General features: G+C 63.2%; 13 protein-coding genes. 7 read left to right on the forward strand and 6 right to left on the reverse strand.

Features of this window, described 5'->3' with window-relative positions; translation table 11 throughout:
- Positions 1-38: 38 nt before the first annotated feature.
- The gene (locus HU230_RS20780; RefSeq protein WP_176530075.1) at positions 39-2,138 is read right to left on the reverse strand and encodes a molybdopterin oxidoreductase family protein; all 2,100 of its coding nucleotides are present in this window, start codon (positions 2,136-2,138) and stop codon (positions 39-41) included.
- 123 nt (positions 2,139-2,261) lie between these two features.
- Complete coding sequence (locus tag HU230_RS20785) at positions 2,262-3,332, reverse strand: ABC transporter substrate-binding protein (protein WP_176530074.1); 1,071 nt, start codon at positions 3,330-3,332, stop codon at positions 2,262-2,264.
- Between the two features lie 175 nt (positions 3,333-3,507).
- Here HU230_RS20785 and HU230_RS20790 point away from each other — a divergent pair, with 175 nt between their 5' ends.
- Positions 3,508-4,458: a Bug family tripartite tricarboxylate transporter substrate binding protein gene (locus tag HU230_RS20790; protein WP_420840890.1), complete on the forward strand. Its 951-nt coding sequence runs from the start codon at positions 3,508-3,510 to the stop codon at positions 4,456-4,458.
- 39 nt (positions 4,459-4,497) lie between these two features.
- Entirely contained in the window at positions 4,498-5,208 is a 711-nt protein-coding gene (locus HU230_RS20795; protein ID WP_176530072.1) for a molybdate ABC transporter substrate-binding protein, read from the forward strand.
- 10 nt (positions 5,209-5,218) lie between these two features.
- Here the strand turns inward: HU230_RS20795 and HU230_RS20800 are convergent, their stop codons facing one another.
- Positions 5,219-6,025 (reverse strand): SDR family NAD(P)-dependent oxidoreductase, encoded by an 807-nt coding sequence (locus HU230_RS20800; protein WP_176530071.1) that lies wholly within the window; start codon positions 6,023-6,025, stop codon positions 5,219-5,221.
- A gap of 70 nt (positions 6,026-6,095) precedes the next feature.
- Between HU230_RS20800 and HU230_RS20805 the strand changes: the two genes are divergently transcribed.
- The 5 genes from HU230_RS20805 to HU230_RS20825 all read left to right on the forward strand — a co-directional run bounded on the left by HU230_RS20805 (position 6,096) and on the right by HU230_RS20825 (position 11,055).
- Positions 6,096-6,839, forward strand: coding sequence for a GntR family transcriptional regulator (locus HU230_RS20805; RefSeq protein WP_176530070.1), 744 nt, complete (start codon positions 6,096-6,098; stop codon positions 6,837-6,839).
- Between the two features lie 41 nt (positions 6,840-6,880).
- Entirely contained in the window at positions 6,881-7,912 is a 1,032-nt protein-coding gene (locus tag HU230_RS20810; RefSeq protein ID WP_176530069.1) for a TRAP transporter substrate-binding protein, read from the forward strand.
- 42 nt (positions 7,913-7,954) lie between these two features.
- Positions 7,955-8,467 carry a TRAP transporter small permease gene (locus HU230_RS20815; RefSeq protein ID WP_176530068.1) on the forward strand — a complete coding sequence of 171 codons (513 nt, stop codon included), beginning with the start codon at positions 7,955-7,957 and terminating at the stop codon, positions 8,465-8,467.
- A gap of 15 nt (positions 8,468-8,482) precedes the next feature.
- The gene (locus HU230_RS20820) at positions 8,483-9,778 is read left to right on the forward strand and encodes a TRAP transporter large permease (protein WP_176530067.1); all 1,296 of its coding nucleotides are present in this window, start codon (positions 8,483-8,485) and stop codon (positions 9,776-9,778) included.
- Between the two features lie 185 nt (positions 9,779-9,963).
- Positions 9,964-11,055 carry an amidohydrolase family protein gene (locus tag HU230_RS20825; RefSeq protein ID WP_176530066.1) on the forward strand — a complete coding sequence of 364 codons (1,092 nt, stop codon included), beginning with the start codon at positions 9,964-9,966 and terminating at the stop codon, positions 11,053-11,055.
- Positions 11,056-11,070: 15 nt separating this feature from the next.
- On the opposite strand, the gene HU230_RS20830 is transcribed toward HU230_RS20825, so the two are convergent.
- From HU230_RS20830 to HU230_RS20840, 3 genes are all read right to left on the reverse strand, one after another.
- A complete protein-coding gene (locus tag HU230_RS20830; protein WP_176530065.1) occupies positions 11,071-11,340 on the reverse strand; it encodes a hypothetical protein in 270 nt (89 codons plus the stop codon).
- 141 nt (positions 11,341-11,481) lie between these two features.
- Positions 11,482-12,219 carry a Crp/Fnr family transcriptional regulator gene (locus tag HU230_RS20835; protein WP_092115577.1) on the reverse strand — a complete coding sequence of 246 codons (738 nt, stop codon included), beginning with the start codon at positions 12,217-12,219 and terminating at the stop codon, positions 11,482-11,484.
- Positions 12,220-12,512: 293 nt separating this feature from the next.
- The gene (locus HU230_RS20840; protein WP_176530064.1) at positions 12,513-13,352 is read right to left on the reverse strand and encodes a phosphodiesterase; all 840 of its coding nucleotides are present in this window, start codon (positions 13,350-13,352) and stop codon (positions 12,513-12,515) included.
- Between the last annotated feature and the right edge of the window lie 7 nt (positions 13,353-13,359).

Genomic DNA, 13,359 nt, shown 5'->3' on the forward strand with positions numbered 1-13,359 from the left:
ACATTTGCGGCAGGATCGGCGCCGACTGCAAGCAGGATTTAATCGGCAGCGGACGCCTTCCTGATCCAGACCTTGTTGTCGTGGAACGCGGCGCCGCCAAGCGGTGCGACGGCCTCCGCCCCGGTCAGCATGTTGATGCCGCGCCCGCCGATGTGGGACTTGTTCGGATGGATCGACTCGGCGATCAGCACGCCGCGGCGAACGCCATCGAACAGTTTTGCGGTCAGCGTGGTCTCACCGCGCATGTTGCCTAGCGTCACGGCCTCCCCATCGGCGATCGACAGCGCGGCCGCATCGTCGGGGTGGATCATCACGGTCGGCGCGCCCTCGCGGGCCTGCGACGAGGGCGTTTCGTTGAAGCTGGTGTTGAGGAAGCTGCGCGACGGCGACGTCGCGAGCCGGAACGGATGCTGCGCGTCCGCCTCCTCGATGATGGTCCAGTGGTCGGGCAGCGAGGGCATCTTGTCCCAGGCGCCCATCAGCCCGCCTGCCCCGACCGGCACCTTGCCCCAATCGACCTTGAAATGGAACTTCTTGTCGGGATGGGCGAAGCCGTCGAGATAATGCGAGGTGCGGAAATCCGGCTGCAGGTCGCGCCAAATATCGGCTTCCAGCGTCTCGATATCGCCGTGCCCGCTTTTCTTCAAAGTTGCGTCTATCAGCTGGCGCGGCGTTATGTCGAAACCGGGATGCACGGCATTGAGCCTGCGGCCGAGCCCCTGCAGCACCTCGTGATTGGAGCGGCACTCGCCGGGCGGATCGATCAGCTTCGGGCCGACCGAGATGTGCTGGTGACCGCCACCGTAATAGAGGTCGTCGTGCTCCATGAACATCGTCGCCGGCAGCACGATGTCGGCCATCTGCGCCGTCTCGGTCATGAACTGCTCATGCACCGCGACAAACAGATCCTCGCGGGCAAATCCCTGCCGCACCAGCGCCTGCTCGGGCGCCACCGTCATCGGATTGGTGTTCTGGATCAGCATCGCCTTGACCGGTCCGCCGCCGCGCAGCGCCTCGGCATCACCGGTCAGGATGCGGCCGATCTTCGACTGATCGAGCACGCGGGTCGAGGGATCGATCGCATCGTGGCCCTCAATAATGGACTCGTCGAAGCGCCAGATGCCGGCATTGTTGAAGAACGCACCGCCGCCCTCATGTTGCCAGGCACCAGTCACCGCGGGAATGCACAGCGCGGCATGCATCTGCGCGGCGCCGTTGCGGCTGCGGGTAAACCCGTAGCCTAGGCGGAAGAACGAGCGCTTGGTGGTCCCGACCAGCCGCGCGAACGCCTCGATCTCCTCGACCGGCACGCCCGAGATCGCTGATGCCCATTCCGGCGTGCGCGTCTTCAGATGCGCTTCCAGCTCGTCCGGGCAATCGGTATAGCGCGCGAGATAGTCGCGATCGGCAAGTCCCTCGCGGAACAGCACGTGCATCACGGCGCAGGCGAAGGCGCCATCGGTTCCCGGCCGCAGCAGGATCTTGATGTCGGCCTGCTTCATGGTCTCGTTATTGTAAACGTCGACCGCCGCAATCTTGGCGCCGCGCTCCTTCCGCGCGCGCGCTGCATGCGTCATCACGTTGACCTGGGTGTTCACCGGATTGGTGCCCCAGATCACGACGAGGTCGGAGACGCCCATCTCGCGCGGATCGACGCCGGCGATCTTGCCGGTTCCGGCGGCAAAGCCGATGCGCGCGATGGTCGAGCAGATCGTGCCGTAGAAGCGCGAATACTTCTTCACATGCGACAGCCGGTTGAGGCCGTCGCGCATCACGAGCCCCATGGTGCCGGCGTAGTAGTAGGGCCAGACCGACTCGGCGCCGAACTCCCGCTCGGCAGCGTCGAATCGCGCCGCGATCTCGTCCAGCGCCTCGTCCCACGAAATCCGCGCGAACTGACCGGAGCCCTTCGGGCCGGTCCGGCGCAGCGGATGCATCAGCCGTTCAGCGTGGTGGATCCGCTCGGCGTAACGCGCGACCTTGGCGCAGACCACGCCGGCCGTATAGGTCTGCTGTTTCGAGCCGCGCACCCTGCCGATCGAGCGGCCGTCGATCACCTCGACGTCGAGCGCACATGCCGAAGGGCAGTCGTGCGGACAGGTGGAATGGCGGATGTCAACCTTGGCATGCTGGTTCATGCCAAATTGGTAACATCAAATATCCGCCCCGCCGAGGGGCATTATTGACCCGGTCCGGGCGAAAACCGCGCATAAGCCATGCGGCAAACGCCCAAAGGCTCGGCTACCGGCCCACTCCGTCCGTCAAACGCGGAAGATGCGGGTGTAGTGCGATTTGATCGATTCCCCTTCCCTCTCCACCGCCACCGGGTCGTCCTTCATCGTCTTGATGTCCTTCAACGGCTTGCGCCCGGCCTTCTCCTGGGCCTGCGCATGGACGGACCTGAGGCCGCCGATCTCGACGTTGAGCTGTTGCCCCTCGCGCCCGAGCGCGAACGATTGAAACAGCCTTGCCGCATTGGGATGCGGACAGTCCTTGAAGATCCCATTGGGACCGACAATGATCGGCGACCCTTCGGTGGCGTAGACCGGCTCGACCGGGCGGCCCATCTCCTTCAGCTGAAAGATGTTGTACTCGTTGCCGTCGGCCATGACAGCGCGCTCGCCGAGATCGAGCTTCTTCGGTGGATCGGTCGAGGACTGCACCTGCATGATGTTCTGCTTTGCGAGCTTCTCGAAGAAGCTCCAGCCGAGGTCGCGCTGCATCTGATAGGTCGCGGTCATGATGGTGCCGCTATAGCCGGGATGCCCCTTCACGATCTTGCCCTTCCATTTCGGATCGAGCAGGTCGGCGAAGCTCTTCGGCGCATCCTCGGCCTTCACGAGATTGGTGTTGTAGGCAATGATCGAAAGCCAGACCCGGAAGCTTGCGAACTGGCCGTCCGCATCGCGATGCTCGTCCGGATAGTATTTCGCGACCTCCTCCGGCACATAGGGCGCCAGAACGCCGTCGCGCTTCCACACGATGAAATGCGCGGCGTCGGAGGAATTGACGACGTCGACCGCGTGAATGTTGCTGGCGTATTCCTGGCCCACCCGCTGGAACACACGCTCCGCGCCGGTGCGTTCGACACGGACGGCGATCCCCGCATACTTAGCCTCGAACGCCTTCGCCAATTTCTCGGCGACCGGCAAATCGGTCGAAGTGTAATAGACGACCTGCCCCTCTTTCTTCGCCGCCTCGATCAGCGCCGGCGTCACCGGTTCCGCAGCTGGCGCGGCGGCCATCACGCGCGTTGAAAAGGCGGTCCCTGCCAGCACGGCACTGCTGCCCTTCAGCAAATCGCGGCGCGATAATCCAGGATGTTTCCTCATTTGATTCCCCGCACGCGTTGGCGAAGTTTGAGTACACCGTCCTCCCGCCCTTGTTCCGATGCGCGAAGACGATGTCTGTCGTCGACAGATGCTTCAGGTTGCAGCTAGACTTCTGGTCAAGAAAGAAGACTAAAGTTGGGGGAGACGATCAATGGCGGACTTTCGGTACGCCGTGATGTGTGTCGCGGCATTGCTGACCGTCTCGATGTCGGGCTCACATGCGGACGCCGAGGATTATCCTGCGCGGCCGGTCAGGATCGTCGTTCCGTTTGGTCCCGGCGGTCCGGCCGACGTCGTTGCGCGCCAGATCGGCAGCATCTTGCAGGAAAACCTCAGCCAGCCCTTCGTGGTGGAGAACCGCGCCGGCGCCGGCGGCGTGATCGGCACGCTCGAGGTCGCGAAGGCGCCGGCCGATGGCTACACCCTTCTGATGATGTCGAACACCCAGACCGCCAATGAATCGCTGGTGCCCCAGCGCAAATATGAGCTGATGCGCGACCTGACGCCGATCGCATCCCTGAACACTTCGGATCTGGTGATCGTGGTTCACCCCGCCGTGCCGGCCAGGACGCTGCAGGAGTTCATCGCGCTTGCAAAGGCAGCGCCCGGAAAGCTGAACTACGCCTCGTCGGGTCAGGGGACGCCGTATCACATGGCGGGCGAGTTGTTCAAAGCCATGGCCGGGGTCAACATCGTGCATGTGCCCTACCGCAACAGTGGTGAGGCCCGCAGCGGCGTCATCGGCGGCCAGGTCCAGATGATGATCGATGCAGTTCCGGCGATGGCACCGAATGTTGCCGAAAACCAGGTCCGCGCGCTCGCAACAACCGGTAAGTCCCGTTCCGCGGTGCTATCAAACATTCCGACCGTGACCGAGGCGGGCGTTTCCGGCTATGAGGCGACGATCTGGCTCGGCTTGATGGCCCCAGCAGGCACGCCGAAGCCGATCATCGAGAAACTCAACACGGCCGTGAATGCCGCGGTCAGGCGGCCGGAGGTCGAGAAGTTTTGGGCCGAGCAGGGCGCGGTGCCGATGACCATGACGCCGGAAGCCTTCGACAAATTTCTGCGCGCCGATATCGTGAAATGGACAGACGTCGTCAAAAGACTGGACAAGACCGAATAGGCACGTAGCGGCCAAACCGTGGTAACGGAACAGGTGCAAATGAAGACGTTGAACATCCTGAGCGGCGGCGCAGCGCAGGGACTGGTGCGCAGCCTGGAGCCGGCGTTTGAAGCCGAAACCGGCCTCGGCATTGCCGGTGATTTCGGCGCGGTCGGCGCCATGGCCGACAGATTGCGGGCCGGCGTTCCGACCGACATCGTCATCCTGACCGCCGCGCTGATCGCGAAGCTTGCCGACGAAGGGCTGGTTCTGCGCAGCTCGATCGCCGACATCGGCCGCGTTGAAACGGCGCTTGCGGTCCGCGCCGGAGATCCGCCGGCGTCCGCTGGTGACGCGGCCAGCCTGCGCGCGGTGCTGCTCGATGCGGACGCGATCTTCGTGCCCGATATCAAGGCGTCAACCGCCGGAATTCATGTCGCGAAGGTGCTGGCGCAACTCGATATTGCCGAAGTCGTCGCCGACCGGCTGAAAGTCTTTCCGAACGGCGCGACGGCGATGCGGCATCTGGCCGGGTCCAGTGACCGGCGGCCGATCGGTTGCACGCAATCCACCGAGATCATCAGCACGCAGGGCGTCGTGCTATCGGGCACCTTGCCGCCGGGATGCGGGCTCGCGACCATGTATACGGCTGCCGTTGCAACGCAGGCCTCGGCTGCATCGCAGGCGCAGCGTTTGATCGCAATTCTGACGTCGTCAGATACGTCGGAGCTACGTGGCGAGGCTGGCTTTGTCTCCAGCCTGACGTCCTAGATGCGACAGCCTAACGCGCCAGTTGCGTGAGACCCGTCGGCGGTCCATCGACCGCCGTCCAGCCGCCGTCGACGAACAGCGTGCTGCCGCTGACATAGCTCGCCGCATCAGATGCAAGGTAAGCCACGGCGGTGGCGACCTCGTCGGCGCTGCTCCAGCGATTGAACACGGTGTGGCCGGCATAGAGATTGTAGATGTCGGGCCGCTGCTTGAACGGGCCGGTCAACGCGGTCTCCGCGATACTCGGCGCGATGGCGTTGACGCGGACGCCGGACCGCCCGACCTCGGACGCGAAGCCCTTGACCAACAGACCGATCGCCGCCTTGGTCGAACCATAGACTGCAAGCCCCGGCTCGATCGTCACGGCGCGCACCGAGGAGCAGGCAATCAGGCTGCCGCCCTGTTGCTGGACCATGATGCGGCCGAACGCCTGGAAGAACCACACCGTGCCCTTGATATTGAGGTTGATGACGCGGTCGAGATCCTCGTCGGTGTAGTCGAGGATGGTCTTGCGGATGTTCAGCCCCGGCGTGGTGACTGCGATGTCGACGCGCTGGAATTCCGCAAGCGCCTTCGCCGCCAGCGCCTCGACGTCCGCACGGTCGGCGGCATCGCAACCGGCGGCCGTTGCCGATCCGCCGTGCTCCCGGATTGCCGCGGCGGTCGCATCCGCGCCCTCGAGCGTGCGATCGGCACACAGCACGCGTGCGCCAAGCGACGCCAGCGCTTCAGCCGAGGATTTGCCGATGCCCGAGGCGGCGCCCAGCACCACGGCGGTCTTGCCGGTGAGATCGAATAGCTTGCGGTAGTCGGTCATGTGACCTCCCGGTGCTCGTTTGCCTTCCGTGACGACTTCATATACTAATATATCAATTTTGGGAGCACGAATGCCCGCCCGCTCGCCGAAAAAGTCGAAGCTCCGCAACCTCGCCGGCCACCGGCGAACCGGCCGTCCGCGGGCCGCAACTGCGGCGGCGCGGATTTATGCCGAACTGCGTGCTGAACTGGTCTCGCTACAGCGCAGACCCGGCGATCCGATCATCGAGGCCGAGATCGCGCGCTTATATGGCGTCAGCCGGACCCCGGTGCGGGAAGCCATCCTGCGCCTGTCGGACGAAGGCCTGGTCGAGATCTTCCCGCAATCGGGCATCTTCGTATCTCGCATCCCGCTCGCCGCCCTTCCGGAGGCGATCATAGTCCGCAGGTCGCTGGAGGAAACCACGACCCGCATGGCAACCGAGCGCGCCAGCGCCAGCCAGATCCTCAGCCTGCACGCGATCCTCGAACGCCAGCGCGAGGCCGAGGTGGCCGCCGATCGCGAAGCATTCCATCAGGCCGACGAGGCCTTTCACGCCGCCATCGCCGAAATTGCCGGACATCCCGGCATCTGGAAGCTGATCCTGCAGGTCAAGGTTCACGTGGACCGCTTCCGATGGCTCACGCTGCCGCAGCGTGGGCGGATGGCGGAAGTCATCGCCGAGCATGAGGCCGTGATGGCCGCGATCGAGGCCCGCGACCCGGCATCCGCCGGAGCCGCGATGGCGCGGCATCTCGAACGCCTTCTGGCCGATATCTCGGCCACCCAGCACAACAATCCGGAGTTCTTCGACGAGCAGAGCCAGCCGGCATGACCGCGGCCGGACTCCGGCCAGGCACTTTGGGAGGATTTGACATGAATCGTACAGATCGATCGCAGCACCGCGGTGCCGGGCTCAACCGTCGCGACGTCATCAAGATCGGCGCCGGCCTCGGCGCGGTGGTTGCGACCTCGGCGCAGACCGCCCTCGCCCAGTCGAAAGCGGTCTTCAAGGCGTCGGACGTACAGCCACCGGGCTACCCGACCGTCGTCGCGACGGAAAACCTCGGCAAGAAGCTGGCGGCGGCGACCAACGGCCGCCAGTCGCTGCAGATGTTTCCCTCGATGCAGCTCGGCGGCGAGAAGGAAACCATCGAGCAGACCCAGATCGGCGCGATCCAGATGCTGCGCGTCAGCGCCGGCTCGATCGGCCCGATCGTCGATGACATCAACGTCGTCAACATGCCTTTCCTGTTCAAGAACATGGCACATGCCGAGCGGATGATGGATGGCCCGATCGGCCAGGAGCTGCTGGACAAGATCACGGCAAGCCCAAATGCCGGACTGGTCGCACTGTGCTGGATGAATTCCGGCGCACGCAGCCTCTACAACACCAAGCACGCGATCAAGACGATCGCCGACATCAAGGGCCTCAAGTTCCGCGTCATCGGCAATCCGATCTTCATCGACATGATGAACGCGCTGGGCGGCAACGGTGTCGCGATGGGCTACGATCAGGTGTTCAGCGCGCTGCAGACCGGCGTCATCGACGGCGCCGAGAACAATCCCCCGAGCTACGTCTTCAGCAATCATTACACCGCGGCGAAACACTTTTCGCTCACCGAGCACCTGATCGTTCCCGAGCTGCTGGTGTTCTCGAAACGCGCCTGGTCCGCGCTGGCAGCCGATGACCAGACGCTGATCAGGAAGCTCGCCCGGGAGGCGCAGATGGAAGAGCGCGGGCTCTGGAACACCTACGAGCAGCAGGCGATGGAAAAGGCGAAAGCTGCCGGGTGCGAAATCATCGAGATTGCCGACAAGGCGCCATTCCAGAACGCGGTCAAGCCGGTCTGGGACAAATACGGCCCGAAATACCAGGACATGATCGGACGTATCCAGTCTGCCTGACACCACGCCATACGGGAAATCGTCCTCTTACAGGAAATGGACATGGCTGGATCATATCGCCGCGCGATGGACTATCTGTATCTTGCCTGCGTCATCACAGGCTCTGTCGCGCTGATCCTGATTTCAGCCGTCATCCCCTGGGCAGTGTTCACGCGCTATGTCCTGAACAGCGCCGCATCCTGGCCCGAACCTCTCGCGGTGCTGCTCACCATCGTCGTGACGTTCATCGGTGCGGCCGCCGGATATCGGCTCAATCTGCATATGAACGTCGCATATTTTGCCAACAAGCTGCCCGCCCCGCTCCGCAACCTGACCGACCTTGTCGTCCAGTTGCTGATGGGCCTGATCGCGCTGTTCATGATCATCTGGGGCGCTCGTCTCGTCGAGGTGACCTGGTACAACACGATCGCCGACTTCCCGTCGCTTTCGGTCGGCGTCACCTATCTTCCGATTCCGATCGGCGGCGCCTGCCTGTTGCTGTTCATCATCGAACGGATTTTCCTGGGTGCGCCGCCCGATCCGATCGGGCCGCACCGCGACTTTTCCGCCGACTGATCGCGCGAGGCCACGATGGACATCCTCATTCTGCTCGCGACCATGCTGCTGTGCTTTCTGATCGGCATGCCGATCGCCTATTCGCTGGCGATGGCGGCCATCGTCGGCGCCTTATGGATCGGCATTCCCCTGGAAGCGGTGATGCTGAAGATCTCCGACGGTGTCAGCAAGGTCGCGATGCTCACGATCCCGTTCTTTGTGCTGGCCGGCGCAATCATGGCGGAGGGCGGCATGGCCCGACGGCTGGTTGCGTTTGCCGACGTGCTGGTTGGACTGACCCGTCTGCGTGGCGGCCTTTCGATCGTCAACGTGCTTGCGACGACATTCCTGAGCGGCATTTCCGGATCGGCGGTCGCCGATACATCCGCCATCGGCTCGGTGATGATCCCGCAGATGGAAAAGAACGGCTATCCGCGCGTGTTCGCGACCAACCTGACGATCACCTCGTCGGTCCAGGCCCTTCTGGTGCCGCCGAGCCACAATGCGGTGCTCTACTCGCTGGCGACGGGCGGAACGATCTCGATCAGCGCCCTCTTCATGGCCGGCGTATTCCCGGGGCTGCTGCTCGGCTTCTCGCTGATCATCCTGTGCCTGGCGGTCGCCTATCGCGAAAAGCATCCGCACGGCCAGACCGTGCCGGCCAAGGACGCGATCCGGATCGCCATCGATGCCTCTTGGGGTCTCATCACCCTCGTCATCATCCTTGGCGGCATTCTCGGCGGCATCTTCACGGCAATCGAAGCCGGCGCCGTCGCCTGCATCTGGGCTTTCTTCGTCACAATGTTCATCTATCGCGACTATCGCTGGCGCGACCTGCCGGTGCTGCTCCATCGCACGCTGCGCACTGTCGCGATGGTGATGACGCTGATCGCTTGCGCCTCCAGCGTCGGTTACATCATGGCCCTGACGCAGATGCCGGCCAAGATGACCGCCTTCTTCCTGTCGATCTCCGACAACAAGTACGTCATCCTGCTCCTGATCAACGTGCTGCTGCTGGTGCTTGGCACGCTCGTCGACATGGCACCCTCGATCCTGATCGCCACGCCGATCCTGTTGCCTGTCATGAAGAACTTCGGCGTCGATCCAGTTCATTTCGGCATGATCATGCTGCTCAATCTCGGCATAGGCCTGTGCCACCCACCGGTCGGAGCAATCCTTTTTGTCGGCTGTGCGGTCGGCAAGGTCACGATCGAGCAGGTCATGCGCAAGATTTGGCCGTTCTACGCGGTGATGTTCTTTGTCCTGATGTGCGTGACCTATCTGCCGGAGATCTCGCTATGGCTGCCGCGGCAACTCCAGGTGCTGCACTGAGGGCAAGCGGCGTCTTGCAGAACTGCGGCCGTCACCGGAACCCATCGACATCATCGCCAGGGCCGGGATCAAACCGGTCTGAGCAGATCAACATTGCGCGACACGCACAGCGTGTGGTCTTGCGATCGCTCGCCGGCGCCCCTAGGCTCCCCGTCCATAACAAAAAGACCAGGGAGGCGATCGTCATGACCACAAGGCGGGATTTCCTGAAAGCGGGAGCAGCGGCGGCGGGCATCGTGTTCTGCGGCTGCGGGCTCGTCCACAATGCGAATGCGCAGCAATCGCGCCAGAAATTGCCGGTCACCGTCGACGGCAAGCGCATCAGGACGATCGACATTCACTCGCATTGCCACTTCCGCGAGGCCGGCGCGCTGCTCGGCGCCGACGCCGGAAAACTGCAACTGCCGCCGGTCAACGGCGCCGCCGAGGCCTTCGTCGAAATCGACAAGCGCCTCGCTGCAATGGACGCCCAGGCCGTCGATATGGAGGTCCTCTCGATCAATCCGTACTGGTACGACCGAGATCGCGAGCTTGCCGGAAAGATCGTGAAGATCCAGAACGAAAAGCTCGCCGAACTCTGCGCCTCGAAGCCCGACCGGTTCGCAGCTTTCGCCTCGCTGACGCTGCAGGCGCCGGACCTTGCGGTGCAGGAGCTGGAGACCGCGGTCAAGAAGCAGGGCCTGAAGGGCGCCGCGATCGGCGGTGTCGTCGACGGCGTCGAATTCTCCGATCCGAGGTTTCATCCTGTGTGGGCCAAGGCCGAGGAACTCGGCGTCCCCCTCTTCATCCATCCGCAGGGCGTACCCGAGCTCGGCAGGCGGCTCTCCGGCAATGGCTGGCTCGGCAACACCATCGGCAATCCGCTCGAGACCACGATCGCACTGTCCCATTTGATCTTCGAGGGCACGCTTGACCGCTTCCCGGGACTGAGGATCATCGCCGCGCATGGCGGCGGCTATCTCCCATCCTATGCCGATCGCTCGGATCATCCCTGCCTGGTCGGACCCAAGGGATGCAATCCGGAGATCAAGCTCCAGAAGGCGCCGACCGAATATCTCAAGCAGATCTACGTCGACTCTCTGGTCTTCACGCCCGAAGCGATCCGGCATCTCGCCGCCCAGGTTGGCGCCGGCCAGATTGTGCTGGGAAGCGACTATCCCTATCCATGGCAAATGGCACCGGCCGACCACATCTTCGCCTGCTCATCGCTGAGCGACGACGACAAGGCCAACATTCTCGGCCGGACTGCAGCGAAGCTGCTCGGCATTGCCGCGTGACGACGGTGCCGACGATCAGTTGGCCTTCACCGTCCGCATCTCATTGTGCGGCAGCGCCGTGGGTGCCGGCTGCGCAATCTTGGTCAATGGATCGACGTCGACGACGTCGGTTCCGGCGAACTCTGCTTGTGCCACGTCCGATATCCATTTCACTGCGGCGGGGTGGCTGACCAGCATCCCGATCAATGCAACGATCACGAGCACCGGCAGAGCGATCAGCTTGATGCTGAAGCTCCCGTAGTTGCTTTCCGGATCCTGTTGCCGGTTGTCGAAAGAGCCCTGCATGGATTCCTCCACAGTGCGAGTGTGCTCCACCGAAGCGTCACTTACCGCAGGGCACGCGCGGCCGATGTGAATGGTTTCACAGGCTTTGTCCGGATCACCATTTCGTGAAATGCCGGAGCGACCGCGCAGACGGGAGAGCGACTACTCGCCGTCATCAGCCCCGGCGTCGACCAGCGCCTGCAGCGACTCGGGCTTCAGCACGACGATCGCACCATGCTCGAGCCTGACCCAACCGCGTGTCGCCCACGCGCGGAGCTGCTTGTTGATGCTCTCGCGGGTCATCCCGACCATCTCGCTGATCTCCTGCTGGGTGATCGAGATGGTGCGCCCCTGGGGCTTGTGCTTGTCGCTCAGGCGCAGCAGCGCGCTCGCCAAACGGCCCGGCAAATCTTGCAGGATCACCTGCTCGACCTGGTCGCTGGTCCAGCGCAACCTTGCGCACAGCAGCTCGATGAACTTCATCGCAAGCGTCGGCTGGCTGCGCACGAACGGAATGAACTCGCGCCGGTCGATGACGAACAGCTCGCAATTGGTGTTGGCGGTGGCATCGGCCGTCCGCGACAAGCCGTCGAGCAGCGCGATCTCGCCGAATATCTCTCCTGCCTCGATCAGGTTCAGGATCGCGTTGCGACCGTCCGGCGAGGAGATGCTGATCTTCACCGTGCCCGAGATCACCGCGATCAGGCTGGTGCCCGGATCGCCCTTGGAGAAGATCGTCGTTCCGCGCTTCAGCGTGGTGTGTTTGGCATAGCGGCAGAGCTGATCGAATGCCTCGGGCTCGAGATCGGCAAAGTATGGATGCTTGCGCAGCACCGATAGCTTGTTGTTCGAAAACAACGGCGCGCCGGCAGTTCGTTCTATGGGCAGCGCACCGGTCATTGTGATCCAGACTGATTGTGTTGCGTTCAATCGGCGCGCCAGCAGCGCGACACACCGACGAGCCATCGATCAATGAAAGCAGAAAGGACTATAGCCCCACCGGGGGCCTACAGCAACAAAGGTCCAAGCCGGTGAAATCGGGCTAGAAGGCATCCAAGGTACAACTTGGAATAAATATGCGCTTAGTTGCAACGCTCAATTGTAGCCGGCGATTGTCCGTGATCTGGAAAACCCGGTCCATCAGCGACAATCTCGCCTGGCAAGACCCTCTGTACGGGTCATCGCCGCCCAGCTCACAGCAGCTTGCCGTCCGGCCCAAAGAACGGATGCGGCCCGTCGAACTGACCGATCGGGACCTGGTGCGTAACCAGCTGTCCAAAGTCCTGCCCGGGAAACCATGTGTGCAAATGAAATGCGGGCGGTTCCACCTTGAACGATGGTTCGCGGAGCTGTCCGAGGTCCAGGTCGACCGCGTGGTTCGGCGCGGGGCATATTGTCACGGCAATCCCGGCCAAGCTGGTCAGCATCGCGCGATGGACGTGCCCGCACCCGATCAACCGCACACGCGGGTGACGCCTGACGATTCCTGCCAATGCGTCGGCATTGAAGAGGTCTTGCCGGTCCATATGCCAGATGCCGCCCTTGAATGGCGGGTGATGCAGGAAAAGCAGTGCCGGCCGGTCGACTGCCGTCGCCAGCGCCGCGTCCAGCCATTGCAGCGTGGACGCTTCGAGCATGCCGTGCGGCTTGCCGGCTACGCTTGAATCAAGCAGCAGGAGATCGAGGCCATTCACTTCGATCTTCTGGTCGAGCGGACCTGTTGCGTGAACATAGGGCGCGGCCGGAAACGCTTCGCGCATCCACTGGCGCGAGTCGTGATTGCCGGGAATGCCGGCAAACGGCAGGCGCAGCGGCGCGAGCAATCGCTTGAGATAGTCGTATTCCTCGACCGACGGCGTATCGACAAGGTCGCCCGAGATCACGACGAAATCGGGCGCCGGCTCGAACGCCCCGAGCGCCGCCACACAGCGCTCAAGCGCCTTCGCGGTATCGACCCGGCCATAGGCCAGCGCTCCCGGCGGCTTGATGTGGAGGTCGGAAATCTGCGCGATCAGGACGGGTTTCGGCGGCATCGATCAA

It is taken from the genome of Bradyrhizobium quebecense, from assembly GCF_013373795.3.
In the GTDB taxonomy this organism is placed as follows: domain Bacteria; phylum Pseudomonadota; class Alphaproteobacteria; order Rhizobiales; family Xanthobacteraceae; genus Bradyrhizobium; species Bradyrhizobium quebecense.